Annotated in this window: 23 protein-coding genes; 8 read left to right on the top strand and 15 right to left on the bottom strand. The window is 60.9% G+C overall.

Features of this window, described 5'->3' with window-relative positions:
• Window positions 1-170 precede the first annotated feature (170 nt).
• Complete coding sequence (locus LJY18_RS11700) at window positions 171-1541, top strand: sensor domain-containing protein (RefSeq protein ID WP_238041992.1); 1371 nt, start codon at window positions 171-173, stop codon at window positions 1539-1541.
• Window positions 1542-1754: 213 nt separating this feature from the next.
• Here the strand turns inward: LJY18_RS11700 and fpr are convergent, their stop codons facing one another.
• Window positions 1755-2534, bottom strand: a complete 780-nt coding sequence (fpr, locus tag LJY18_RS11705) for a ferredoxin-NADP reductase (protein ID WP_238041993.1) — start codon at window positions 2532-2534, stop codon at window positions 1755-1757.
• A gap of 106 nt (window positions 2535-2640) precedes the next feature.
• Here fpr and LJY18_RS11710 point away from each other — a divergent pair, with 106 nt between their 5' ends.
• Window positions 2641-3567 carry a LysR family transcriptional regulator gene (locus LJY18_RS11710; protein WP_238041994.1) on the top strand — a complete coding sequence of 309 codons (927 nt, stop codon included), beginning with the start codon at window positions 2641-2643 and terminating at the stop codon, window positions 3565-3567.
• A gap of 35 nt (window positions 3568-3602) precedes the next feature.
• On the opposite strand, the gene LJY18_RS11715 is transcribed toward LJY18_RS11710, so the two are convergent.
• Together LJY18_RS11715 and erdR are read right to left on the bottom strand one after the other, a co-directional pair.
• On the bottom strand, window positions 3603-3968 hold the full coding sequence (locus LJY18_RS11715) for a diacylglycerol kinase (RefSeq protein WP_238041995.1): 366 nt from the start codon (window positions 3966-3968) through the stop codon (window positions 3603-3605).
• Between the two features lie 108 nt (window positions 3969-4076).
• The gene (gene erdR, locus LJY18_RS11720; RefSeq protein WP_238041996.1) at window positions 4077-4727 is read right to left on the bottom strand and encodes a response regulator transcription factor ErdR; all 651 of its coding nucleotides are present in this window, start codon (window positions 4725-4727) and stop codon (window positions 4077-4079) included.
• Between the two features lie 203 nt (window positions 4728-4930).
• Here erdR and LJY18_RS11725 point away from each other — a divergent pair, with 203 nt between their 5' ends.
• Complete coding sequence (locus tag LJY18_RS11725) at window positions 4931-5884, top strand: DMT family transporter (protein ID WP_238041997.1); 954 nt, start codon at window positions 4931-4933, stop codon at window positions 5882-5884.
• Here the strand turns inward: LJY18_RS11725 and LJY18_RS11730 are convergent.
• Window positions 5820-6530 (bottom strand): tRNA-uridine aminocarboxypropyltransferase, encoded by a 711-nt coding sequence (locus tag LJY18_RS11730; protein WP_238041998.1) that lies wholly within the window; start codon window positions 6528-6530, stop codon window positions 5820-5822. The genes LJY18_RS11725 and LJY18_RS11730 overlap by 65 nt on opposite strands.
• 185 nt (window positions 6531-6715) lie before the next feature.
• On the opposite strand from LJY18_RS11730, the gene LJY18_RS11735 reads away from it, so the two are divergent.
• A complete protein-coding gene (locus LJY18_RS11735) occupies window positions 6716-7114 on the top strand; it encodes a quorum-sensing-regulated virulence factor family protein (RefSeq protein ID WP_238041999.1) in 399 nt (132 codons plus the stop codon).
• A gap of 116 nt (window positions 7115-7230) precedes the next feature.
• On the opposite strand, the gene LJY18_RS11740 is transcribed toward LJY18_RS11735, so the two are convergent.
• Window positions 7231-9636, bottom strand: coding sequence for a xylulose 5-phosphate 3-epimerase (locus tag LJY18_RS11740; RefSeq protein ID WP_238042000.1), 2406 nt, complete (start codon window positions 9634-9636; stop codon window positions 7231-7233).
• A gap of 128 nt (window positions 9637-9764) precedes the next feature.
• Here LJY18_RS11740 and LJY18_RS11745 point away from each other — a divergent pair, with 128 nt between their 5' ends.
• Together LJY18_RS11745 and LJY18_RS11750 are read left to right on the top strand one after the other, a co-directional pair.
• The gene (locus LJY18_RS11745; RefSeq protein WP_238042001.1) at window positions 9765-11168 is read left to right on the top strand and encodes an MBL fold metallo-hydrolase RNA specificity domain-containing protein; all 1404 of its coding nucleotides are present in this window, start codon (window positions 9765-9767) and stop codon (window positions 11166-11168) included.
• A 568-nt stretch (window positions 11169-11736) separates the two neighbouring features.
• Window positions 11737-12816: an LOG family protein gene (locus tag LJY18_RS11750; RefSeq protein ID WP_238042002.1), complete on the top strand. Its 1080-nt coding sequence runs from the start codon at window positions 11737-11739 to the stop codon at window positions 12814-12816.
• A 120-nt stretch (window positions 12817-12936) separates the two neighbouring features.
• On the opposite strand, the gene recX is transcribed toward LJY18_RS11750, so the two are convergent.
• The 3 genes from recX to LJY18_RS11765 all read right to left on the bottom strand — a co-directional run bounded on the left by recX (window position 12937) and on the right by LJY18_RS11765 (window position 15052).
• On the bottom strand, window positions 12937-13401 hold the full coding sequence (gene recX / locus LJY18_RS11755) for a recombination regulator RecX (protein WP_238042003.1): 465 nt from the start codon (window positions 13399-13401) through the stop codon (window positions 12937-12939).
• A gap of 10 nt (window positions 13402-13411) precedes the next feature.
• A complete protein-coding gene (gene recA / locus LJY18_RS11760) occupies window positions 13412-14449 on the bottom strand; it encodes a recombinase RecA (protein ID WP_238042004.1) in 1038 nt (345 codons plus the stop codon).
• A gap of 90 nt (window positions 14450-14539) precedes the next feature.
• A complete protein-coding gene (locus LJY18_RS11765) occupies window positions 14540-15052 on the bottom strand; it encodes a CinA family protein (protein WP_238042005.1) in 513 nt (170 codons plus the stop codon).
• A gap of 78 nt (window positions 15053-15130) precedes the next feature.
• Between LJY18_RS11765 and mutS the strand changes: the two genes are divergently transcribed.
• Window positions 15131-17704, top strand: coding sequence for a DNA mismatch repair protein MutS (gene mutS, locus LJY18_RS11770; RefSeq protein WP_238042006.1), 2574 nt, complete (start codon window positions 15131-15133; stop codon window positions 17702-17704).
• 144 nt (window positions 17705-17848) lie between these two features.
• Window positions 17849-18172 carry a ferredoxin FdxA gene (gene fdxA, locus LJY18_RS11775; RefSeq protein ID WP_238042007.1) on the top strand — a complete coding sequence of 108 codons (324 nt, stop codon included), beginning with the start codon at window positions 17849-17851 and terminating at the stop codon, window positions 18170-18172.
• Between the two features lie 437 nt (window positions 18173-18609).
• On the opposite strand, the gene rpoS is transcribed toward fdxA, so the two are convergent.
• From rpoS to ispF, 7 genes are all read right to left on the bottom strand, one after another.
• Window positions 18610-19614 carry an RNA polymerase sigma factor RpoS gene (gene rpoS / locus LJY18_RS11780; RefSeq protein WP_238042008.1) on the bottom strand — a complete coding sequence of 335 codons (1005 nt, stop codon included), beginning with the start codon at window positions 19612-19614 and terminating at the stop codon, window positions 18610-18612.
• Window positions 19615-19719: 105 nt separating this feature from the next.
• Window positions 19720-20568, bottom strand: a complete 849-nt coding sequence (locus LJY18_RS11785) for a peptidoglycan DD-metalloendopeptidase family protein (RefSeq protein WP_372866076.1) — start codon at window positions 20566-20568, stop codon at window positions 19720-19722.
• A gap of 56 nt (window positions 20569-20624) precedes the next feature.
• Window positions 20625-21563 carry a DUF368 domain-containing protein gene (locus tag LJY18_RS11790; protein WP_238042010.1) on the bottom strand — a complete coding sequence of 313 codons (939 nt, stop codon included), beginning with the start codon at window positions 21561-21563 and terminating at the stop codon, window positions 20625-20627.
• A gap of 26 nt (window positions 21564-21589) precedes the next feature.
• Window positions 21590-22225, bottom strand: a complete 636-nt coding sequence (locus LJY18_RS11795) for a protein-L-isoaspartate(D-aspartate) O-methyltransferase (protein ID WP_238042316.1) — start codon at window positions 22223-22225, stop codon at window positions 21590-21592.
• Between the two features lie 41 nt (window positions 22226-22266).
• A complete protein-coding gene (gene surE / locus LJY18_RS11800; protein ID WP_238042011.1) occupies window positions 22267-23016 on the bottom strand; it encodes a 5'/3'-nucleotidase SurE in 750 nt (249 codons plus the stop codon).
• Entirely contained in the window at window positions 23004-24062 is a 1059-nt protein-coding gene (gene truD, locus LJY18_RS11805) for a tRNA pseudouridine(13) synthase TruD (protein WP_238042012.1), read from the bottom strand. The genes surE and truD overlap by 13 nt, the downstream gene beginning before the upstream one ends.
• Window positions 24059-24532, bottom strand: coding sequence for a 2-C-methyl-D-erythritol 2,4-cyclodiphosphate synthase (gene ispF, locus LJY18_RS11810; protein ID WP_238042013.1), 474 nt, complete (start codon window positions 24530-24532; stop codon window positions 24059-24061). The genes truD and ispF overlap by 4 nt, the downstream gene beginning before the upstream one ends.
• Between the last annotated feature and the right edge of the window lie 8 nt (window positions 24533-24540).

Below are 24540 nucleotides of genomic sequence, written 5' to 3' on the forward strand. Positions count from 1 at the left end.
GAGTCCAAGGTAACCACTTGCTGGCGCGAAGCCACTACACATCTTGACTGAAGTATTGCTTCCGCAGTGCCTGGGCTGCGGCTAAAGTTGGTTGATGGGCAGCACCTTTCGGCACAGGGTCACACTCTCCCGCAGGTCATGGCTGGTTCCGAGAATCCACAATTTAGCCTATGAAAACAACACAGCCTTACGTCCCTTCAGGCAACCTTGTTGACCTTCTGCTCGATGCCATCTGCGTGGTCGACAAGGAGGGTCGCTTTGTTTTTGTCAGCGCGGCTTGCGAGCGGATCTTTGGTTATACGGCCGAGGAAATGCTCGGCAGGCGCATGATCGAACTGGTGTTGCCGGAAGATCACGCCATCACGCTGCAAGCGGCCAGCGAAATCATGTCGGGTGGCAGCAAACCCAATTTTGAAAATCGCTATGCCCGCAAGGATGGTCGGATCGTTCACATCATGTGGTCGGCCCGCTGGTCGGCGGATGATCAACTGCGGATTGCCGTGGCCCATGACGTCAGCGAACGCAAACACAGCGAGTCGATGCAAGCGGCGCTCTATGCCATCTCCGAAGCGGCGCACCTGGCCAAGGATCTACACAGCCTGTTCGAGAAAATTCACTCGATCGTCGGCCAACTGTTACCGGCCATCAACTTTTCCGTGGCGCTTTACGATAAGCAAAACGACCAGCTGAGCTTTCCCTACCATATCGATGAGCGCCATCAGGCACCGGCGCCTCACAACCTGGCGGCCCCCACACTCAGCGCTGAAATCATCCGCACCGGACAGACATTGCTGCTCTCCCCAGAAACGCTGACGACCCTGCCCGAGCACCTCCAGGCGATCGACTGCACATCATTGTATTGGCTGGGTGTGCCACTAACCTCGCACAACGGCACCATCGGCGCCCTGGTGCTGCAGAGCTATACCCATGGGGCTTGCTACACCGACAAGGACAAGGAACTGCTGCAATTCGTCTCGACCCAGGTGGCGGCAGCCATCGAACGCCAGCAGATGCTCAGTCGCTTGCAGTTCATGGCCCAATACGACCAACTGACCCAGCTGCCTAACCGCGCCCTGCTCTATGACCGCTTGCACACCGCACTGACCAGGGCACGCCGGGATCAGACGCAGCTGTCGCTGCTGTTTCTCGACCTGGACAAGTTCAAGCAGGTCAACGATACATTCGGCCATACCATCGGCGACCTCCTGCTGCAGCTGGTTGCCGAGCGTATCAGGCAATGCGTGCGCGAATCGGATACGGTCGCACGCTTGGGTGGCGACGAATTCGTGGTGCTGCTCGAGGACTTCCACTCGCCAGATCATGCCTTGCTGGTCGCCGAGAAAATCCGCCTGGCACTCAACCAGCCATTCGACCTCAATGGCATGGCGCACCTGGTTCTGCCCAGCATCGGCGTTGCGTTCTATCCACAGCACGGTATTGACGCGCAACAGTTGCTCAAGCATGCCGACAACGCCATGTACGTGGCGAAGAAAGGTGGCGGCAATCGCTTCCAGATCACGCTCGACCTAGCCCCCCACTGAAGGCGCCCGGCCCGGCCGCGGACCGGATGACAGGTCCCGATTCGCCCGCGCGCAGCTGCCGGGCATGCAATGCCTAGTCCTGCGGCAATCCGGGAGCGATTTTTCGGCGCTGGATGCCTGCGCGAACTTCGTCCGCGCAGAAAAAAACCCCTTCACTTGCATCAAGTGAAGAGGATTTATCCGCAGCGAGCCTTTGTACTAGCCGCCTGGCGCCTACTTCTCGACGAAGGCGCGCTCGATCAGGTAATCGCCCGGCTCGCCCATGCGCGGGGAGATCTTCAGGCCGAAGCTGTCGAGCACGGCGGCGGTCTCATCGAGCATGCTGGGGCTGCCGCAGATCATCGCGCGGTCGTCCTGCGGGTTGATCGGCGGCAGGCCGATATCGCGGAACAACTTGCCGCTGCGCATCAGGTCGGTCAGGCGGCCCTGGTTCTCGAACTCTTCACGGGTCACGGTCGGGTAGTAGATCAGCTTGCTCTTCAAGGCATCGCCGAAGTATTCGTTCTGCGGCAGGTGCTCGGTGATGAACTCGCGGTAGGCCACTTCGTTGACGTACCGCACGCCATGCACCAGCACGACTCTCTCGTAGCGCTCGTAGGTTTCCGGGTCCTGAATCACGCTCATGAAGGGCGCCAGGCCGGTGCCCGTGCTGAGCAGGTACAGGTGCTTACCAGGCAGCAAATCGTCGAGCACCAGGGTGCCGGTGGGCTTGCGGCTGACCATCAGCTCGTCGCCAGGCTTGAGGTGCTGCAACTGCGAGGTCAGCGGACCGTCCTGCACCTTGATGCTGAAGAACTCCAGGTGCTCTTCATAGTTCGGGCTGGCGATCGAATAGGCGCGCATCAACGGGCGGCCGTTGTCCTGCTGCAGGCCGATCATCACGAATTGGCCATTCTCGAAACGCAACCCGGTGTTACGGGTGGTTTTAAAGCTGAACAAGGTGTCGTTCCAGTGATGGACGCTGATTACACGCTCGACATTCAGGTTGCTCATGCTGGTTCCTTGAGAATCGCTAGGCTGTTCGGTTGATGGAATGTTAAACGACCGACTAATATCTGTTAAGTTGATTATCAAGATATAGGTTATCGGTTATATAGATATGCGATTCACCCTCAGACAGTTGCAAATATTCGTTGCCGTCGCCCAGCAGGAAAGCGTTTCCCGCGCGGCGGATTCGCTAGCCTTGTCGCAGTCGGCGGCTAGCACCTCGCTCAGCGAACTGGAACGCCAATCCGACTGCCAATTGTTCGACCGCGCCGGCAAGCGTCTGATCCTCAATGCCCTGGGCTCGCAGCTATTGCCCCGAGCAGTAGCCCTGATCGACCAGGCCAAGGAGATCGAGCGCCTGCTGGGCGGCAAGAGTGGCTTTGGCTCGCTGAATGTCGGCGCTACCCTGACCGTCGGCAACTACCTGGCCACCCTGCTGATCGGCAGCTTCATGCAGCGCCACCCGGAATGCCGAGTCCAGCTCCAGGTGCATAACACCGCCTACGTGGTGCAACAGATCGCCCACTATGAGCTGGACATGGGCCTGATCGAAGGCGACTGCCAGCACCCGGATATCGAAGTGCAACCCTGGGTCGAAGACGAACTGGTGGTGTTCTGCGCGCCGCAACATGCCTTGGCCAAGCGCGGCGAAGCCAGCCTCGACGAGCTGACTCAGGAAGCCTGGATACTCCGCGAGCAAGGCTCGGGTACCCGCCTGACCTTCGACCAGGCCATGCGCCATCACCCGCGCTCGCTGAATGTGCGCCTGGAGTTGGAACATACAGAAGCAATCAAGCGCGCAGTGGAGTCGGGCCTGGGTATCGGCTGCATCTCGCGCCTGGCCCTGCGTGACGCCTTTCGCCGCGGCAGCCTGGTGGCGGTGGAAACGCCCGAGCTGGATTTGCGCCGGCAGTTCTACTTCATCTGGCACAAGCAGAAGTACCAGACCGCCGCCATGCGTGAGTTCATCGAGCTATGCCGGGCGCTGACCGCCGGGGTCAGGCGCAGCGATGAGATAGTGCTGCCGAACATTGCCTGAAGTCCTGCCGCCACGTTATTGCGCACGACCAGCAGCTAGCCCAACAGGGTCACCGCCCAGACACTGGCGATCAACGTCAGGGACATGAACTGCGCAGCACTGCCCATGTCCTTGGCGTTTTTCGACAAGGGGTGCAGCTCCAGGGAGATGCGATCGACCGCCGCCTCCAGCGCAGAGTTGAGCAGCTCGACAATCAACGCCAACAGGCAGACGGCGATCATCAGCGCGCGCTCGCCCCGACTGACGTCGCTGTAGAGCGCCAGCGGAATCAACAGCAGATTGAGCAACAGCAACTGACGAAATGCGGCTTCGCCGGCAATCGCGACACGCAAGCCCGCCAGCGAATAGCCTGCCGCATTAACGATACGCTTGAGGCCAGTCTGGCCCTTGAATGGCGACACAAGAAGGTTATCCGCTTTCTGAAAGGCCGGCCGGCACGAGAACCATAGATCTGCGCGAGCAAACCGACACAACCTCGCTGGCTTGACTGCACTGCATCAGGAGCCCGCTCAACTGCTGGGGATCGATTCCATCTGCTGCAACAGCAGCGCCGCTTGGGTGCGGGTACGTACGCCGAGCTTGCGGAAAATCGCCGTGACATGCGCCTTTACCGTGGCCTCGGAAACGCTCAACTCGTAGGCAATCTGCTTGTTCAGCAAGCCGTCGCAGACCATGGTCAACACCCGAAACTGCTGCGGGGTCAGACTGGCCAGGCCGGCGCTGGCGGCTTTGGCCTCGGCAGAAACCTGGGCGGCCTCCTCGGTTTGCTCCGGCCACCAGGTATCGCCATCGAGCACCACTTGCACGGCTTGCTGAATGCTCTCCAGGGAGCTGGACTTGGGAATGAAGCCACTCGCGCCGAACTCGCGTGCCCGCACCACCACGGCCGCATCTTCCTGCGCCGAGACCATCACCACTGGCACCTGCGGGTATTGTCCGCGCAGCAGCACCAGACCGGAAAAGCCATAGGCGCCGGGCATGTTGAGGTCGAGCAGAACCAGATCCCAATCTGCTTTTTCCGCCAGGCAGGTTTCCAACTCGGCGATGCTGGCAGCCTCTACCAGGCGAACCTGCGGGCCAAGACCCAGGGTCAGTGCCTGCTGAAGTGCGCTACGAAATAGTGGATGGTCGTCGGCAATCAGGATTTCATAAGCGGCCATTGCAGATCCTGTTCTTGTTATGAGAGTAGCGCTGGCGCAGACCTGTCGAATTAAACGCGACAGGCCATTCGATTAAGCCGCGCATAGTACACGGGCAACCACAAATGCGCCTAGGACGGCGCCCAGCATGCCGAGCGATCTCGGAGTGGTCAAGCGCGTTGCTTTGCGGCACAGTCTGCACTTTTTCCAAACGAGACTGTTTTATGCGAAGCCAGGCCCTGCGCGCCGATCTATTGATGCTACTGACGGCCATGATCTGGGGCTCGGCGTTCGTCGCCCAGCGCTTGGGCATGGAATCCATAGGCCCCTTGCTGTATAGCGGCCTGAGGTTTGCTCTGGCGGTAGTGATCTTGCTGCCACTGCTACCGCTGCTCGAGCACCGCTCACGCAGCGCACCTACCGCGCCGCTGAACCGCCATCTGCTCATGGGTGGCGGCCTGATGGGCCTGGCACTGGCCTTGGGGATCAACCTGCAGCAGGTCGGCTTGCTCTTCACCAGCGTCACCAATGCCGGATTCATCACCGGCCTGTACGTCATCATAGTGCCCCTGCTCGGGCTGCTGATTGGCCACAAGACTGGCCTGGGCATCTGGCTGGGCGCTTCGCTGGCGGTGATCGGCATGTTCCTGCTCAGCGTCGGCGAAGGCTTTCAGGTTGCCTCCGGTGACTGGCTGCAATTGGCCGGGGCCTTCGTCTGGGCCGTGCATGTGCTGCTGGTCGGCGTTTTCGCCAGGCGTCATGACCCATTGCGTCTGGCCGTGGTGCAATTCGCCACTTGCGCGCTGATCAGCCTGCTGCTGGCGGTGATCTTCGAGGACATCCACCTCGACTCGATCATCGCCGCCGGGCCGGCGATTCTGTATGGCGGTCTATTCGGCGTGGCCATTGGCTTTACCCTGCAGGTGGTGGCGCAAAAGCATGCGATCGCGTCGCATGCCGCCATCATCCTCTCGCTGGAAGCCGTGTTTGCCGCCATTGCAGGCGCCTGGCTACTGGGCGAAGCCCTGCAGCTGCGAGGTTACTTCGGCTGTGCGCTGATGCTCGCTGGCATGCTGCTGGCACAACTGTGGCCGAAAAAATCCAGCCTGCCCCTCACAGAAACAAGCGCAAATGCTGGTGCAGGGCGTCGTCCAGATCAACCGCCCGTGGAGCTTTAGCCGCCAGGTAGTGCTGGCTGAAGACATCCAGATAGGCATTCAGCGCGTCGGCGGCGCGCTGATCGCCGGCCAGTTCCAGACAGAGCGCCGCCACCTCGGCAGTACACAGGTGATCGTCGCGCGTGGATCGACGCAGGCGGTAACGCGACAACTGCTCGGGCTGCAGGCTGAGCACCGGCAAACTGTCGAGGTAGGGACTCTTGCGGAACATCTTGCGCGCCTCGGTCCAGGTCGCATCGAGCAGAATGAACAGTGGCCGCTTGCCAGGCGCATGCTGCACCTCACCGACCACCCGCTCAGGCTCGGCGTATTCACCCGGAAACACCAGAAAGGGCTGCCACTGCGGATCGCTTAACAACGCCGGCAAGGCGGGCTCGACCGCCGTGCGCAACCAGCCAAAGGCCGACGTGTCGACCACTACATCGGCAATCAGCCAGCCGGTATTGCTCGGCTTGAGCGCTTCGACATCATGCATCAGCAAACACACGCCCGACTTCGCCTCGATCTGCGGACGCCAGGCGCACAGGCAATGGCTCAGGGCCAACCGGCAGCGCTGGCAACGCACGGCCCGGGAGCCACGGGCGAGGAAAGGTTTTTCACTACGCGCAATGCGCGCAGCGCGCAAGCGAGCGACGGCATGGCTCATGCGCTAAGCGCTGCGCGGCGATAAGTGGATGGCATGTGGGATCCTGGGTCGGTAAGCCCGCCAGTCTAACAAAGCCGCCGCGATTGCAGGTGGGGTAAACCCCAGCGGCCAAGTAAGATAGTCGCCTGCTGAACCTCTACAGGTGCATGCCTGTCGAAGGCTTCGAACTGACTCTGGAGAACCCTATGCCTCGCCTGATCGCTGTAATCCTCGCCCTTGGCCTACCCGTGCTCGCTCAAGCCGCATCGCTGAACAATTTCGAGCTGAGCAAGACCCTTGAACGAGTCGCCCGCGAAAGCAGCGTCGGCACGCCACGGGCGATCAACGCGGACATTCTCGATCAAGGGTACAGCGTCGACGGTGATGAATTGGTCAATCACCTGAGCGTGCGCCCCGACCACGCCGCGCAGATGCGCGGCAATCCGGATAGTGTGCGCGCACAGTTGGCCAACAGCGTGTGTCGCAACCCGGGCTATCGCCAGTTACTGGCGCGTGGCGCCGTCCTGCGTTACGAGTTCAGCGAGTACAAGACCAATCGCCCGATCGTCAGCGAGCGCTTCAGTAACAGCGACTGCGCCCCATAGGTCATGGATCGGTGCGCGGCACCTGCAGGCCAATCGGCGTTTACCGGGCGCGTTAACGATCCGCGCCGCAGCGCAGGCCACCCGGCAAATTAATTTGCCACCTCAGCCGGGCTGTTTCAGCGCAGGCATTCGGGCTTGCCCTGGCCGGCCAGCGCAGCCCGCTCCTCGCGGCTCAGCAGCTTCTGTGCGGGGATGCCCAACACCTCTGCGACCGCTTGCAACACATGCGCCCAGGTGGCCTGGTTGGCGAACAGCATACCAGCCCCGTCCAGGGTGCCTCCGCGGTTGCGATACCCCAGCACCCGGTTGCAGCGGGCCTCGCCCAGGATCGGCCAGAGATGCCCGCGCGCCACTTCCGGGCGCATATGGGTCAGCAGTACGCGGCGCGGATACTGCTCAGGAAACAACTCGTTGCGGATTGCGGCAGGCGTCAGCGCGGGGGCCTCCCAGTGATCCCGTGGCTCACGAAATCGCCCCGGCTCCTGCAGGTAAATCAAACGCCAGGCAGTTTTTTTCTCACTCAGGCGCACAGCCGCACGACGCATCTCGCTCAACTGATAAGCGCCACTGGCAATCAGCAGCACGGGATCGGCGCCCTCGTGCTGATCCAGCAGGATGGCGCCATCGCGGGCCAGTTGTTCAGCTTGCTGTTGATCGAACTGGAACGGGCGTTCGCGCTTGGGGCTGACAATGCAAGCCAGCTGTCCACGTGCCTGGTAGACCGCCGGCAACAGGGCCAGCAGTGAGTTATGGTCGGCAGGAAACAGCACTCTGACCATATCGCTCATCTCGCCGAGCAGCGCCTCGCAGAAGCTGGTGTCCTGGTGCGACTGCTGGTTCTTGCCGTTCTCCCAGGTATGCGAAGTTGCCACCAACGGCCAGCCAAGCCAGCCCGCAGGGCGCCCCACTTCTTTCTGCTGGCGGGCGAAGATCAGGGTCTGGCGCACGGCGCCGAGCATCTTCACGCAGAAGGCCTCATAACTCGCCACCAGATTCAGGCCACCTTGATTGGCCAGGCAGGCGGACACCACCGCCTCCTCGTTGAGCACGGTGATAATCGCGCCATCCACTGCTTCCAACTTGCTTTCAGGTACACAGACCCGATGCTTGAGAGCATGCAGAACGCCTTCCAGGCGGTTACTGGCCAGCTCATCCGGATTGCCCACTCGCGGTCGCAGGTGCGGGTTGGCCTGCACCAAGTCGACAAAAAAACGGTCCAGCGCCGACATCGGCGAGCAGTCTTGCCCGTGATAGTGCAGCTCGGGCAGTTGCAGCGCGGCCGGCTGGCGCAGCGCCAGCGGATGATCACGCTCCAGCGCACGTTCAGCGCGCCCGTGGCGGAATTGCGCACAGACCGGGAGCAACTCGTCGGGCGCCACCCAGAGGCCGGCAGCATGCTGATTGAACAGCGCGCGCGCGGCCTCATCGTGATGTGGGTTGGCCGGCAACGGCAGATTGTGCGCAGCATTACTGCCTGCGCCATAGAAACCGAAGCCTTTCTTGGTTACGGCGATCGCATAAGGCATGGGTAACGGGTAATGCAGGATACCGCTGTGCAACTCGGCAACCCGATGACCCAGGCGCAGCTCCATCTGCCACAGGGCGCAGACGAAAGCCGCCGGATCGCGCCCATCGAAGCTGACCGGATCGAAACCGCAGTGGCGCAGGTGCTGACAAAAGCCCTCCAGCCCTTCTACCGTGCCCAGCTCCGTGCGCTGCTCAATCCGCCGGCCGTTGGCGATCATCACCGGCAGCGCCACACCACAGTCTTCTGCCCGCCACCAGCGCGGCATCCAATCGCTGCCACGTTGCTCTTCGGCCGCGCCGTCGGACAAAAAGGCCACCAGCTTTTCACCCGGCAGCGGCAGGTGGCAGTACTGCAACTCGGCAAAGCCGAGATAGCCCCCTTCGGCGATACCACCAGCGGTATGCGGATTGACGTGACTGCCCAGGGGCACACCCGGCGCGCCATCGGCGGCCTGGGCATAGCTGTAGAAATCCGCCACTAGCCGGCTCATCCCAGTTTCATCGCAGCTGTAACGTGCGGCCTGTTCGGGGTGCTGGTTGGCGGTCAACAGATTCAGCGCCTCGACCGCCGCCACACAGTGCCCCTGCCCCATCAGCCAGCCACGGGTTTCCCCGGTCAGGGCATTCAGCGCCAGGTAGGCCGCATAGCCGGGCACCATGTTCAAGGCGCCACCGGTATGGCCCTCGGGCTTTACCTTGAAGTCACCAGATTCCAGGGCCATGCCGTCCAGACGCACGCGCCGGGCATAGGTCATATGCACCACCAGCCATAAACCGGCGGCGTTCAGCCGGTCCAGGGCACGCAACAAACCATAGACGCTGGCCAAGTCCGGCTGCTTACCCGCCTGCACCAGTTGATGGGCCATGCGGAAGACCGCCGCACAGGTCTCTGGACTATGCTGTACCGGGCCATAGCCCTGCTGCCAAGCGGCGAACCCAGGTTCGACCAAGGCATGGGCGGCCAGCTCACTGGCACTTGGCAATAATTGCGACATCGGTGCTCTCCTGGAGTTTTCGCCCAGTCTAGGACACACCGAGCAGCCGACACCCTGATATGCATCAAGGCCGGCGACCGTCATTCGCGGCACCCTGAACTCATTGACCATCATCAAGGATTTCCAACATGGCTCTTCTCAGCTTCCTTGGCGCCATTCAGCAAGTCACTGGTTCCTGCTACCTGATCGAAAGCCGCGACGGCGCCAAGGTGCTGCTTGAGTGCGGCATGCGTCAGGGCCGCCGCGAAGAGGAAGAAGGCAACCGCGCTCCCTTCCCCTTCGACCCACTGAGCCTGGACGCCGTGGTGATTTCCCATGCCCATATCGACCATAGCGGCTTGCTGCCCAAACTGGCTGGCGCCGGTTATCGCGGGCCCATTTTCGCCACCGATGCCAGTTGTGAATTGATGGAACTGATGTTGCTGGATGCGGCGCAGATCCAGGAGAAGGATACCGAGTGGGAGAACAAGTGGCGTGCGCGCCTGGGCAAGCCCCCGCTCAGCCCGCTGTATACCACCGAGGATGCCGAGCAGGCGCTGACACAAAGGCGCCCGCAGGCCTACGGCCAGCCAATCGAAGTGGCCAAGGGCGTGCAGGTAACCTTTCACGATGCCGGCCATATCCTGGGCTCGGCGATCGTCGAATTGCAGGTACAGGACCATCACCTGACCCGGCGCCTGGTGTTTTCCGGCGACCTCGGCAACACCTGCTCGCCCCTGATGCACCCACCGACCACGCTCGACCGCGCCGATCTGGTGCTACTCGAGTCCACCTATGGCGATCGCGATCACCGTAACAGCGACGACACCCTGGATGAACTGGCCGAGATCCTCCAGCAAGCCCATCGCGACGGCGGCAACGTACTGATTCCCGCCTTCGCCGTCGGCCGTACCCAGGACCTGATCTACTACCTCGGCCGCTTCTACCAGGAAGGTCGCCTGCCGCAGCAGGTGGTGTTCCTCGACAGCCCCATGGCCATCCGCGCCAATGCCATCTATTCGCGTTTTCAACACCTGTTTGACCCGGACGATCAGGCGGACATGGCGCACAAGAAAACCAGGCATATCGAGGACTGGCTGCCGATCCTGCGCTGCACGCCAACCCCGGATGAGTCCATGGCGATCAACCGGGTACAGAGCGGCGCCATCATCATCGCCGGCAGTGGCATGTGTACCGGAGGGCGCATCGCTCACCACTTCAAGCACAACCTCTGGCGCGAAGATTGTCATGTGGTGTTCCCCGGCTTCCAGGCCAGAGGCACCCCGGGACGGGCCATAGTCGACGGCGCCAGCACCGTGAAGATGCTCCACCAGCGCATTGCGGTCAAAGCGCAGATCCACACCCTCGGCGGCTTCTCCGCCCATGCCGGGCAGTCGCAGTTGCTCGACTGGGTCAGTCATTTCGACCATCACCCCGAGCTGTACCTGGTGCATGGCGAACTGGAGAAAATGCAGGTGCTGCAGCAAACCCTACGCGAGCGCCTCAACTGGATTGCCAGCATTCCCGAGCCAGGCGAACAGATCGCCATCTGAGCCACTGCGGGACAACGGCAACAGACCCCTCAACTGCTATCCCCCCTCTTGGTGCGGGGGGCCAGTTGTGAGGCTGCCATCTTCCCCAGCTGGCGCCGGCCTGGGGACTACCCCATCAGCCCGGCAGCTGCACGCCCAGCCGCATCCGTAACCGGGGGGTTGTGCAAGCATTGAGCGCCCTTACGCGAACGCCTCCAGGGGGCGCAGCAGCGCCGCTGCTAGGGTAGACCGCCCGATGCTGTGTCGCTCTTGCAATCGACGGTGTACTGCCTGCGGCGAGTGACGCCCTGCGGATCACTGATTCGTCGAGGTATGGGTCTCCCTGTAGAAACCTGGAGGCGGTCGTAGTCGCAGGATTTTCTGCCAAGCGCTCGGGTCTCCTGCTTCGCGCTGGCGAGCTGGATCAACCTCAAGCAGTAGTGCTGACGGCTACCCCGAGCTAGGGTTTTCTGCAACTTGATCAGTTGTTTAGCGCTTCCAAAGCGCAAGCGCCAGCCATACTCTGAATATGATTGGAGCGTTCACGATAGCGAAAGAAACCCGCCGGCATCCAGAAAGGAGAAGTCGAATGCCTTACGAACCGGACGATTACTTATCCCGCCACTTCCAGACTAGTGGCATCGACCTTGCCGATAAAGTCGACGAGCTGGTTACCTTGGTCGTCCCTGGCGACAGCCCGAACCTGCCGCTGTATCGCGACATGCTGATCACGGTGATCCGCATGGCCCAAGCCGACCGCAATCGCTGGGATGCCAAGATCATGCTGCAAACCCTGCGTGAAATGGAGCACGCATTCAGTTCACTGGACCAGTTCAAACGGCGGCGCAAAGTCACCGTATTCGGTTCGGCACGCACACCGCCCGATCACCCGCTGTATGCCCTGGCCCGTGAGCTCGGCGCTACCCTGGCGCGGCACGACTTGATGGTGGTTACCGGTGCCGGCGGCGGCATCATGGCAGCCGCCCATGAAGGCGCCGGCCTGGAGAACAGCCTGGGTTTCAATATCACCCTGCCCTTTGAACAGGGGGCCAATGCCACCGTGCATGGCACCAGCAACCTGCTGTCGTTCCACTTCTTCTTTCTGCGCAAACTGTTCTTCGTCAAGGAAGCCGATGGTCTGGTGCTGTGTCCTGGCGGCTTCGGCACCCTGGATGAAGCACTCGAAGTACTGACCCTGATTCAAACCGGCAAGAGCCCACTGGTCCCCGTGGTACTGCTCGACCAACCTGGGGGTAGTTTCTGGAAAGATGCGATGGCCTTCATCGACAAACAGCTGGTGGATAACCGCTATATCCTTCCCGACGACCAGCATCTCGTGCGCCTGGTACACAGCGCCACGGAGGCAGCCGATGAAATCGCGCAGTTCTATCGCAATTACCACTCCAGCCGCTGGCTCAAGGATCGCTATGTGATTCGCCTCAACCACCCACTCAATCAAGCGGCCATGCAGCAGCTGAACCTCGATTTCATCGGTCTGTGCAAAAGCGGTGGTTTTCAGCAGCAGGCTTATTGCGAGACCGAGCAGGACGAACCGGAGCTCTGCCATCTGACTCGCCTGGCCTTTGCATTCAATAGCCGCGACCACGGCCGCTTGCGCGAATTACTGGATCTGATCAACCAGCCGCAGCACTGGCAACAGCCAAGCTGATTACTGTTGGCCAGCGCGGTCAGCTGGCTATGACCCATACCGCCCGCTTTGCCATCAGCACATAGCGGGTACATCACCAACAAAAAACCCGGAGCGCAGGCTTCGGGTTCGAAGGGTATTTCAGTCTTGATCGAGGCCGCGTAACAAGCGGCTGATCAGATCCAGCGGGTAACCGCGATAACTGAGGAAGCGGCCCTGCTGGGCATGCTCACGAGCATCGCCTGGCAACTGGCCGGCAAACTTGCGGCGCCAGGTTTGTTCCAGTTGCTCGCACCAATCGATGCCGCTGTCGCGCAACGCCTGCTCGACATCGGGCCGGGGCAAGCCGCGCTGGATCAGCTCTTCACGAATGCGCAACGGCCCATAGCCGGCGCGCGCGCGATAGCCGACAAAGCTTTCCAGATAACGCGCTTCGGATAACAAGCCCTCTTGCGCCAGGCGCTCGAGGGCTGTGTCGATCAGCTCGACTGGGGCGCCACGCTTACGCAACTTACGGGTCAACTCGACGCGCCCATGCTCGCGACGCGCCAGGAGATCCATGGCTGCTCGGCGCACCGCGACGAGGTTATCCAGTACGACAGGCATGATCCAGGAATCAGGCCTCGGCGGTGGCCAGATCGTCTGCGCTGGCCTTGGCCGGAGTGCTGGCCACCAGCAACTTCTCGCGGACCAGACCCTCGATGGTGCGTGCCACTTCCGGGTTGTCTTCCAGGTACTTGGCCGAATTAGCCTTGCCCTGACCGATCTTGCTGCCCTGATAGCTGTACCAGGCTCCGGATTTCTCCAGCAGGCCGTGTTGCACGCCGAGGTCGATAACCTCGCCATTGCGGTAGATGCCCTTGCCGTAGAGGATCTGGAACTCAGCCTGACGGAACGGCGGCGCCACCTTGTTTTTCACGACCTTGACCCGGGTTTCGCTGCCCACCACTTCGTCACCCTCCTTCACCGCACCGGTGCGGCGAATGTCCAGGCGCACCGAGGCGTAGAACTTCAGCGCATTACCGCCGGTGGTGGTTTCCGGACTACCGAACATCACCCCGATCTTCATGCGGATCTGGTTGATGAAGATCACCAGGCAGTTGGCATTCTTGATGTTGCCGGTGATCTTGCGCAGTGCCTGGGACATCAGGCGAGCCTGCAGGCCCACGTGCATGTCGCCCATCTCGCCTTCGATTTCCGCTTTCGGCACCAAGGCCGCCACGGAGTCGATGACGATCACGTCGACGGCATTGGAGCGCACCAGCATGTCGGTAATTTCCAGCGCCTGCTCGCCGGTATCCGGTTGCGATACCAGCAGGTCATCGACATTCACGCCCAGCTTGCCGGCATATTCAGGGTCCAGAGCATGCTCGGCATCGACGAATGCACAGGTGGCACCAAGCTTCTGCGCTTCGGCGATCACCGACAGGGTCAGGGTGGTTTTGCCGGAAGACTCGGGGCCGTAGATCTCCACGATCCGGCCTTTCGGCAGACCGCCAATACCCAGGGCAATGTCCAGACCGAGCGAGCCGGTGGAAATGGCCGGAATCGCCTGACGCTCATGGTCGCCCATGCGCATGACCGCGCCTTTGCCGAACTGCTTTTCGATCTGGCCCAAGGCTGCCGCCAAGGCGCGCTTCTTATTCTCGTCCATTGAAGTCCTCACGTAATAAAGAAGGGCCTACTAGCGGCCATTAACAACTGTATAAGTAGACAGTATTATTCCACAGGGCAAGTCCCTCGCCTACCCTGCATTTGGATTTTCTTGCGCAATCACGCGCAGCAGTCCCTCCAGCGCGGCCTCGACCGTTTGTCGGCGAACTTCGCCGCGGTCTCCAGCGAACTGGCGACGTGTGCTGAACAGCCGTTCGCCGTCACCCCAAGCCAGCCACACGGTGCCCACCGGCTTCTCCGCCGAGCCGCCATCCGGCCCGGCCACGCCACTGACCGCGACCGCATAACGCGCCCCGCTCTGCGCCTGGGCGCCACGGACCATGGCCTCGACCACCTCGCGGCTGACCGCCCCCACAGTAGCGAACAACGCCTCGGGCACCCTCAACTGCTGGCTCTTCTGCCCATTGGAATAGGTGACATAACCCGCCTCGAACCAGGCCGAGCTGCCCGGAATTCTAGTAATTGCCTCGGCGATGCCGCCGCCAGTACAGGACTCGGCGGTACTTACCTGCGCACCTTGCGCCTGCAATCGCTGACCCAGTTCGGCGGCCAGCCGGGTCAGGCGTTGATCATTCACAGTCATCTGCACTCCGGGGTTAAAGCCAGCCAGGGGGATACCGTACACTAGGCGCTTTTGCGATTCAGCCGGACAGTTAAAACGATGAGCCAAAGCGATCTTAGTTCTCACACGCCCATGATGCAGCAGTACTGGAGGCTGAAAAACCAGCACCCCGATCAGCTGATGTTCTACCGCATGGGCGACTTCTACGAGATCTTCTACGAGGACGCGAAAAAGGCCTCCAAGCTGCTGGATATCACCCTCACCGCTCGCGGCCAGTCGGCCGGCCAAGCCATCCCCATGTGCGGGATTCCCTACCACGCGGCCGAAGGCTACCTCGGCAAACTGGTCAAGCTCGGCGAGTCGGTGGTCATCTGTGAACAAATCGGCGATCCGGCAACCAGCAAAGGCCCGGTGGAGCGCCAGGTGGTGCGCATCATCACCCCCGGCACGGTCAGCGACGAAGCCCTGCTCGACGAGCGGCGCGACAATTTGCTGGCCGCCGTACTCGGTGACGAGCGACTGTTCGGCCTGGCGGTGCTGGACATCACCAGCGGCCGCTTCAGCGTGCTGGAAATCAAAGGCTGGGAGAACCTGCTGGCCGAATTGGAGCGCCTCAACCCGGTCGAGCTGCTGATTCCCGACGACTGGCCGCAGGGCCTACCGGCAGAAAAACGCCGCGGTGCGCGCCGCCGTGCGCCCTGGGATTTCGAGCGCGACAGTGCACACAAGAGCCTTTGTCAGCAGTTCGCCACCCAGGATCTGAAAGGCTTCGGCTGCGAGAACCTGACCCTGGCCATAGGCGCCGCCGGCTGCCTGCTGGCCTATGCCCGGGAAACCCAGCGCACCGCCCTGCCGCACCTGCGCAGCCTGCGCCATGAGCGCCTCGACGACACGGTGATTCTCGACGGCGCCAGCCGGCGCAACCTGGAACTGGACGTCAACCTCGCCGGCGGGCGCGAAAATACTCTGCAATCGGTAGTCGACCGCTGCCAGACCGCCATGGGCAGCCGCCTGCTCAGCCGCTGGCTGAATCGCCCGCTGCGCGACCGTACAATATTGGAAGCGCGCCAGGAATCGATTGCCTGCCTGCTGGAGCGTTATCGCTTCGAGACCCTGCAGCCGCAGCTCAAGGAAATCGGCGACCTGGAACGCATCCTCGCGCGTATCGGCTTGCGCAATGCGCGGCCACGGGATCTGGCGCGTCTACGCGATGCCCTGGCCGCCCTGCCCGAACTGCAGCAGGCCATGACTGACCTCGACTCGCCGCACTTGGCTGACTTGGCCGGCATAGTCGGCACCTACCCGGAGCTGGCCGAGTTACTGGCCCGCGCCATTATCGACAACCCGCCTGCGGTGATCCGCGATGGCGGCGTGCTCAAGACCGGCTACGACGTCGAGCTGGACGAACTGCAATCGCTCAGCGAAAACGCCGGCCAGTACCTGATGGATCTGGAGGTGCGGGAGAAGGCCCGCACCGGCCTGGCCAACCTCAAGGTCGGCTACAACCGCGTGCATGGCTACTTTATCGAACTGCCGAGCAAGCAGGCCGAGTCGGCACCGGCCGACTATATCCGCCGCCAGACCCTGAAAGGTGCCGAGCGCTTCATCACTCCCGAGCTCAAGGAATTCGAGGACAAGGCTCTATCGGCCAAGAGCCGCGCTCTGGCCCGCGAAAAGATCCTCTACGAAGAACTCCTGGAACGCCTGATCGGCCACCTCGGCCCGCTGCAGGACAGCGCCGCCGCCCTGGCCGAACTGGACGTACTGAGTAACCTGGGCGAACGCGCCCTGAACCTCGACCTCAATCGTCCACGCTTCGTCGACGAGCCCTGCATGCGCATCGAACAGGGCCGCCATCCGGTGGTCGAGCAGGTACTGACCACCCCCTTCGTGGCCAACGACCTGAGCCTGGACGATGACACCCGCATGCTGATCATCACCGGCCCGAACATGGGCGGTAAATCCACCTACATGCGCCAGACTGCGCTGATCGTACTGCTCGCGCATATCGGCAGCTTCGTGCCTGCGGCCAGTTGCGAACTGTCGCTGGTCGATCGCATCTTCACCCGTATCGGATCAAGCGATGACCTGGCGGGTGGCCGTTCGACCTTCATGGTCGAGATGAGCGAGACCGCGAATATTCTGCACAACGCCACAGAACGCAGCCTGGTGCTGATGGACGAAGTCGGCCGCGGCACCAGCACCTTCGATGGCCTGTCGCTGGCCTGGGCGGCGGCCGAGCAGCTGGCCAAGCTGCGGGCCTATACGCTGTTCGCCACCCACTATTTCGAACTCACGGTACTGCCGGAAAGCGAGCCGCTGGTTGCCAACGTGCATCTCAATGCCACCGAGCACAATGAGCGCATCGTGTTTTTGCACCATGTACTGCCCGGCCCAGCCAGTCAGAGCTATGGTTTAGCAGTAGCGCAATTGGCCGGTGTTCCCGGCGCGGTGATCCTGCGCGCCCGCGAGCATCTGGCGCGACTGGAAACCACCAGTCTGCCCCATGATTTGCCACGCAACGAACCCGGCCAGCAGGCGACTCCGCTGCAAAGCGATATGTTTTCCAGCCTGCCGCACCCGGTTCTGGAGGAATTATTCAAGATCAACCCGGATGATCTGACTCCGCGCAAAGCGCTGGAACTGTTATATACATGGAAAGCGCGAGTCTAACGCCCGCACGCGCAAGCTGTTAGAATCGCGCGCGCTTTGGGATGCTGCGGCCTACTAGCCTGGCGTCGCAGTCATAGTTTCCCGAGCCGAGGGGCTGTTTATGGAAAACAGTCCCCGTGCCGTAGCCTGAGGAGAGAATTAGAAATGACCTTCGTCGTCACCGACAACTGCATCAAGTGCAAGTACACCGACTGCGTGGAAGTCTGTCCGGTGGACTGCTTCTACGAAGGCCCGAACTTCCTGGTGATCCACCCGGACGAGTGCATCGACTGCGCACTCTGCGAGCCGGAGTGCCCGGCTCAAGCGATCTTCTCCGAAGACGAAGTGCCGGAAGATCAACAGGAATATATCGAGCTCAATGCCGACCTGGCCGAAGTCTGGCCGAACATCACCGAGAAGAAAGAAGGCTTACCTGATGCTGAAGAGTGGGATGGCGTAAAAGACAAGCTGCAGTATCTGGAGCGCTAACTCTTACTCAGCGTTCACTGAAAGACCCGCCTTGCGCGGGTCTTTTGCTTTATTGCAGGCAAAAAAAAGGGGCGGTATTACCCGCCCACTCTTTTGTCCCTACTCCCTGTATTCCCTGCTCATCATCCTGATGAAATCGCATCCTGCGATTGTCCTGACCACTATCCGTTGCGGCCTGTGCCAGTCCCTAGACACAGGTGCAATACTAGCGTTTCCCTGCTTTGCCACAAGCCCGCCAAATACCTGAAACAGACGCAACGCTAGGAAGAAAAAATTAAATAATCATATTAATCATCACGTTGCATTGCACCTCCAGATTAAAGCGGCGACTATCCTGCCATTTTTTCCCTTAATCGCTTACACGCCATGTAAGCAAAGGCTTACATGGCACCCACAAAAAACCCGGCCTGGGCCGGGTTGTGTAGAACAGGCAAGAGCTACTGGAACAGGGAGTCACTCGACAAACCGTTTTTTTCCAGGATCTCGCGCAAGCGCTTGAGCGCCTCGACCTGAATCTGCCGCACCCGCTCGCGAGTCAAGCCGATCTCCTGGCCCACTTCTTCCAGGGTGCAGCTTTCGTGGCCGCGCAAGCCGAAACGCCGCACCACGACTTCACGCTGCTTGTCGGTCAATTCGGACAACCATTGGTCGATGCTTTGCGAAAGGTCGTCGTCTTGCAGCAGTTCGCACGGATCCGTCGGGCGGTCATCGGTCAGGGTATCGAGCAGGGTCTTGTCCGAATCAGGGCCAAGCGAAACATCTACCGAAGACACCCGCTCGTTCAGGCCGAGCATGCGCTTGACGTCACCCACCGGTTTTTCCAGCAAGTTGGCAATCTCTTCGGCCGAAGGCTCATGGTCGAGTTTCTGGGTCAACTCGCGCGCCGCACGCAAGTAGACGTTGAGCTCTTTAACTACATGGATCGGCAATCGAATGGTACGGGTCTGATTCATGATCGCCCGTTCGATGGTCTGACGGATCCACCAGGTTGCATACGTCGAGAAGCGAAAACCACGCTCCGGGTCGAATTTTTCGACCGCACGGATCAAGCCGAGGTTACCTTCTTCGATCAGATCGAGCAGCGACAAACCGCGATTGACATAGCGGCGGGCGATTTTCACCACTAGGCGCAGGTTGCTCTCGATCATGCGCTTACGTCCAGCCGGATCGCCCTTCTGCGCGAGACGCGCAAAGAACACTTCCTCTTCAGGACTAAGCAGGGGGGAAAACCCGATTTCGTTGAGATACAGCTGTGTGGCGTCGAGCGCGCGGGTGTAATCAATGTACTTGTGCTGCTTGCTGCCGGATTGCTTGACTTTAGTGCGAGTGATTGGCGTTTCGACCTTTTCATTCGGCACATCATTCAAGACGATGCCGGGCTCAATCAAGAGCATTTCATCGTCGACGTCAAACTCCGGCGCTTCTTTTGGATTGAGTGCCATTGTTGTTGTCCCTTGCTGAGTTCGACAGCAAGCCCTGGTGGCGCCTGTCTCCCTGGCAACACCTGAGCCCGTCCTTCCCACGTGATGGAGCAGACGAGCGACAGATCAACGATGTGGCAAGTATTGCATCGGGTCTACTGGCTTACCCTGACGGCGAATTTCAAAATGAAGCTTCACCCGGTCGGCTCCCGTGGAACCCATTTCGGCAATCGTTTGCCCAGCTTTGACCTGCTGTCCCTCCTGAACCAGCAGCCTGCGGTTGTGTCCGTAGGCACTTACGTAGGTATCGCTATGTTTGATGATCAGCAACTCACCGTAGCCCCGTAAACCACTCCCGGCGTACACCACTGAACCATCAGACGCAGCCAAAACAGGCTGTCCCAAATCCCCGGCGATATCAATGCCTTTATTCAAACTACCGTTTGAGGAGAATCGCCCAATGACAACACCACTGGCGGGCCAGGCCCAGCCTGATGCTGAGCGTGTGACAGAGTGCAGTGGAGTGGTCGCCTGGGTTGTCTTGATAGGCACTGGCGACTTCGCCTGAGCCCGGACAACAGGGGGCTTAAACGGCACAACCGTGCGACCAATCGGTGCTGCAGGGGCGGCAGCGACAGCCTTGCGCGTCGGCCGGCGACCGTCGAAGCGAATGACCTGGCCAATCCGAATCAGATAAGGCGAGGCAATGCCATTGCGCGCCGCCAGGGCTTTCCAGTCCCAACCGAATCGAAAGGCAATTGAATAAAGGGTATCGCCACGCCGCACCAGATATTGACCGCGGGTCACAGGTTGACGCTGCTGTGTCGCCGCCCCCCGGTGATTTCGATCGACAACCTGCACACCACCGGATGGCGAATTGGCGCAACCGGCCAGGAGCGTTCCAATCACCAGGCCACCCAACAGGCTCCGAGCGATGCTGCTGCATATTCGCGGTTGCATGGCAGTGAACCTCACCCGTGTCTCCCTTTATGCCTAGTGGCGTTTGCCGATTGGTGGGTATTGTGCCGCAATTATTCGGCGCAGCCGCTGCTTTGCTGCCGGCGACTGGCCAGCCTCTCCAGTCCGAGCACCAGCACTACCCCGCCCAGAGCCAAAAGAATAGCCAAGAGTAACTGTGGATCCTGCCCACTGACTTCGGCGAAACGTCCCGGCAAGAGGTTGGATTGGAGCAGCGGCACCTGCTGCCCATGGCTGTCGGCGTGCCAGGTAAGGGTTTCCTTCCACGGCCAGAGCTTGTTCAGCGAGCCCAGCATCAAGCCCGTCAATAGCGCCAGGGTGAGGTCGCGCCAACGCAGCAATAGCCAACGCAGCAACCCGGCAAAGCTGACAATGCCAACCAGACAGCCACTGGCAAAGAGCATCAGCACATGGATATCCAGGCCTTTCACCGCCCCGAGAATAAAGGGATAGAGACCCAGCAGCAGCAGGATGAAGCTGCCGGAAATACCCGGCAGTATCATGGCGCAGATCGCAATCGAACCTGCGAAGAAAATACTCAGGGGGTCAGTACCCCACTGCATCGGCGCAGCCACGGTGATCCAGTAGGCAAAGGCCGCCCCCAAAGTGAAACTGATGAACCGACTCCAGTTCCAACGCTGGATCTCTCGTACTACCAGATGCGAAGAAACCAGTATCAAGCCGAAAAAGAACGACCACACCGGGATCGGGTGCTCGGCTAGCAGGAAGGTGATGACCCGCGCCAGGCTGAGCACGCTGGTCAGAATGCCGGTCACCAGAACAAGCAGGAAGGTCGCGTTCGCGGTCTGCCAGGCGGCAAGCACACGACCGCGCAAGAGCAAGCTCAGAGCGACAGGCACACCTGCTATCGAACGCAGCAGTTCATCGTAGATCCCGCTGATAAAGGCGACGGTACCGCCGGAAACGCCGGGCACCACATCGGCCGCGCCCATGGCAATGCCTTTGGCGAAGAGCAGAAGAAGTTTCTTCATGGATCCTTCCAGGTAACCACTAGAGATCAGGCCAAGGGCCCATTGAGCAAGGGAACGAAACGCACGGCATCCAGTATATGCCTGGCAAATCCCTGTTCCTCACGGACAATCAGCAGCAACTGCTGCACATCACCGGCACCGACCGGAATCACCAGGCGTCCACCCGGTGCCAACTGATCGAGCAGCGCCTGGGGCACCTCACTGGCAGCCGCGGTGACGATGATACCGTTGTAGGGTGCCAGGGCCGACCAGCCCTCCCAACCATCACCCCAGCGAAACACCACGTTGCGCAAGTTCAGCTCGGTCATGCGTTCCTTGGCCCTGTCCTGCAACCCCTGAATACGCTCGACGCTGAAAACCCGCTCGACCAACTGGGCGAGAATTGCCGTCTGATAACCGGAGCCGGTGCCGATTTCCAGCACCTTGTCCAGAGGGCCGGCGGCCAGCAGCAATTCGCTCATGCGCGCAACCATGTAAGGCTGCGAAATGGTCTGGTTGTGGCCGATCGGCAGCGCGGTGTCTTCATAGGCGCGATGGGCCAAGGCTTCATCAACGAACAGGTGGCGCGGTGTGCGACGGATCGTTTCCAGCACCTGGGCGTTGGACAGCCCTTCTTCATACAGCCGCTGAATCAGCCGCTCGCGCGTTCGCTGCGAAGTCATGCCGATGCCACGATGATTCAACTCATCTTGCTCGCGCCTCATCAAAGCAAACCCTCCAACCAAGGTTGCAGGCTGCTGAGGCCACTCTGAAAGGTACGATCGAGCTGCAACGGGGTAACGGAGACGAACCCCTGCATCACCGCATGAAAATCAGTGCCCGGCCCACCATCCTCGGCGTCGCCAGCGACCGAAATCCAGTAGCCCTCCTTGCCACGTGGATTGACCACCTTGACCGGCGCAGCGGCACGGGCACGATGACCCAGGCGAGTCAGCTGGACACCACGGATATGCTCCAGCGGCAGATTGGGGATATTCACATTGAGTACGGTGCGCGGCGGCAAATCCAGTTGCTCATGGGCTTGCACAAGTTTGCGCGCGAAGTAGGCGGCGGTCGCCAGATTATCCGGCTGGCGCGAAAGCAAGGAGAACGCGAATGCCGGACGGGTCAGGAAGCGTCCCTCCAAAGCGGCGGCCACAGTGCCGGAATAGAGCACGTCATCGCCCAGATTAGCGCCCAGGTTGATACCGGCCACGACCAAATCCGCCACGTGCGGCAGCAGCCCATTCAAACCCAGGTGCACGCAATCGGTAGGCGTGCCGTTGAGGCTGATAAAGCCGTTGGGCAAGGTGCAAGGGTGCAAGGGACGGTCGAGGGTCAGCGAGCTGCTGGCACCACTTCTGTCCTGGTCCGGCGCGATCACCACGCACTCGGCATAATCGGCCAAAGCAGCATGCAGCGCGGCAAGGCCTGGCGCTGCCACACCATCATCGTTAGAAATCAGAATACGCATGGGTTGTCCGCCTGCCCTGCAGGCAACAGATCGACGAGCTCGCGCACCAAAACGGTGGCAAAGCATCCAGCCGGCAGGACGAATTCCAGTTGCAGAATGTCAGGCTCGGGATAATGCCACGTCAAACCGCCAATGGGGAGGCGCAGGATACGCCGTTCGTGCGTCATGCCCGCTTCTGCCAACCAATCGACCAAGGCACGCTCATCCTCGGCAACAATCTGCTCCAGGGCCTGGGCGACTCCGCCGGCGGTCGAGAGGCCTGCCCCCCACAAGGGCCCGGTCGGGTGCAAATCCAGAATCGCCAGGCGTGGGTCCGTGCATTCAGCCTCACCGGCAGGAAAAAAACTGCGGCTATCGGTAAAGGCCAGCAGATCGCCCAGCAGCGCCTTATTCCAGGTTTCGGCGGCGACCCGCTGCGCCAGCACGCGATTAAACAGGTAGCTGCGGGCGGCGGACAGGACGCGCGAACGAACATTGCGCTTTTCAGGCAAGGTCTTAGAGTCGGCAAAGTGTCGCGCATGGGCGACATTCCCCCCCTCGAAGCCAAAGCGCTGCAGGCCGAAGTAGTTGGGAATGCCCTGAGCGACTATTTGCCCAAGACGGATATCCAAGGCCTCGCGGTCGGCCTTGAGTTGAGTCAAACGCAGGGTAAAGCCATTGGCCGCATGAGCACCGCGCTGCAATTTACGGGTATGACGCACCTGCTTGAGGATCGCCAAGGTGGCGTCTTCGGCGCCGCTCAAGTCAGGATCGGCCTTACCTGGCAGGTGCACACTGAACCATTGACGGGTCAATGCCTGGCGGTCCTTGAGTCCGGCATAGCTGATCATCCGGATTGCAACGCCAGCGGCGCGGGCGATTCGCTTGGCCGCCTCTTCGGTATTCAGCTCGCGTTTTTCCACCCAGAGCCAGAGGTGTTCACCCTCGCCAGCCAGGGGTATATCCAGCACCTCGTCGACCTGAAAGTCTTCCGCCACAGCCTTGAGCACCGCTGTACCGCAAGGCTCACCATGGCCGCGCGGGCCAAGCAGTTGGAGTTCGTTCATCGGCCTACCAACAGCGCAACGGCATGCACCGCAATGCCTTCTTCGCGGCCGGTGAAGCCGAGCTTCTCGGTGGTGGTGGCCTTGACGTTGACTTGCTCCCGCGAGACCTGCAGATCCTCGGCAATCAGATCGCACATGCGATCGATATGCGCAGCCATCTTCGGCGCTTGGGCGACGATGGTGGCGTCGACATTAGCCACCTGCCAGCCTTTGGCCTGAAGCAAACCCAGGACATGTCGCAGCAACTCACGGCTGTCGGCGCCCTTGAAGGTCGGGTCGGTATCGGGAAAATGCTTGCCGATATCACCCAAGGCCGCGGCGCCGAGCAAGGCATCGGCGAGCGCATGGAGCAGCACATCACCGTCGGAATGGGCGATCAACCCGCAACTGTGGGGAATCCGTACGCCGCCGAGGGTGATGAACTCACCCTCGCCGAAACGGTGTACATCGTAGCCGTGGCCAATACGCATAAGAACAA

It is taken from the genome of Pseudomonas sp. MMS21 TM103, from assembly GCF_022132145.1.
Lineage (GTDB): Bacteria > Pseudomonadota > Gammaproteobacteria > Pseudomonadales > Pseudomonadaceae > Aquipseudomonas.

Coding starts and splice junctions, on each gene's coding strand:
- mutS (WP_238042006.1), top strand. CDS start 15,131: ATGAGCCAAAGCGATCTTAGTTCTCACACGCCCATGATGCAGCAGTAC.
- recA (WP_238042004.1), bottom strand. CDS start 14,449: ATGGACGAGAATAAGAAGCGCGCCTTGGCGGCAGCCTTGGGCCAGATC.
- fpr (WP_238041993.1), bottom strand. CDS start 2,534: ATGAGCAACCTGAATGTCGAGCGTGTAATCAGCGTCCATCACTGGAAC.
- recX (WP_238042003.1), bottom strand. CDS start 13,401: ATGCCTGTCGTACTGGATAACCTCGTCGCGGTGCGCCGAGCAGCCATG.
- LJY18_RS11730 (WP_238041998.1), bottom strand. CDS start 6,530: ATGAGCCATGCCGTCGCTCGCTTGCGCGCTGCGCGCATTGCGCGTAGT.
- LJY18_RS11725 (WP_238041997.1), top strand. CDS start 4,931: ATGCGAAGCCAGGCCCTGCGCGCCGATCTATTGATGCTACTGACGGCC.
- surE (WP_238042011.1), bottom strand. CDS start 23,016: ATGCGTATTCTGATTTCTAACGATGATGGTGTGGCAGCGCCAGGCCTT.
- truD (WP_238042012.1), bottom strand. CDS start 24,062: ATGAACGAACTCCAACTGCTTGGCCCGCGCGGCCATGGTGAGCCTTGC.
- LJY18_RS11735 (WP_238041999.1), top strand. CDS start 6,716: ATGCCTCGCCTGATCGCTGTAATCCTCGCCCTTGGCCTACCCGTGCTC.
- LJY18_RS11790 (WP_238042010.1), bottom strand. CDS start 21,563: ATGAAGAAACTTCTTCTGCTCTTCGCCAAAGGCATTGCCATGGGCGCG.
- LJY18_RS11750 (WP_238042002.1), top strand. CDS start 11,737: ATGCCTTACGAACCGGACGATTACTTATCCCGCCACTTCCAGACTAGT.
- LJY18_RS11740 (WP_238042000.1), bottom strand. CDS start 9,636: ATGTCGCAATTATTGCCAAGTGCCAGTGAGCTGGCCGCCCATGCCTTG.
- LJY18_RS11765 (WP_238042005.1), bottom strand. CDS start 15,052: ATGACTGTGAATGATCAACGCCTGACCCGGCTGGCCGCCGAACTGGGT.
- LJY18_RS11700 (WP_238041992.1), top strand. CDS start 171: ATGAAAACAACACAGCCTTACGTCCCTTCAGGCAACCTTGTTGACCTT.
- fdxA (WP_238042007.1), top strand. CDS start 17,849: ATGACCTTCGTCGTCACCGACAACTGCATCAAGTGCAAGTACACCGAC.
- rpoS (WP_238042008.1), bottom strand. CDS start 19,614: ATGGCACTCAATCCAAAAGAAGCGCCGGAGTTTGACGTCGACGATGAA.
- erdR (WP_238041996.1), bottom strand. CDS start 4,727: ATGGCCGCTTATGAAATCCTGATTGCCGACGACCATCCACTATTTCGT.
- LJY18_RS11710 (WP_238041994.1), top strand. CDS start 2,641: ATGCGATTCACCCTCAGACAGTTGCAAATATTCGTTGCCGTCGCCCAG.
- LJY18_RS11795 (WP_238042316.1), bottom strand. CDS start 22,225: ATGACTTCGCAGCGAACGCGCGAGCGGCTGATTCAGCGGCTGTATGAA.
- LJY18_RS11745 (WP_238042001.1), top strand. CDS start 9,765: ATGGCTCTTCTCAGCTTCCTTGGCGCCATTCAGCAAGTCACTGGTTCC.
- ispF (WP_238042013.1), bottom strand. CDS start 24,532: ATGCGTATTGGCCACGGCTACGATGTACACCGTTTCGGCGAGGGTGAG.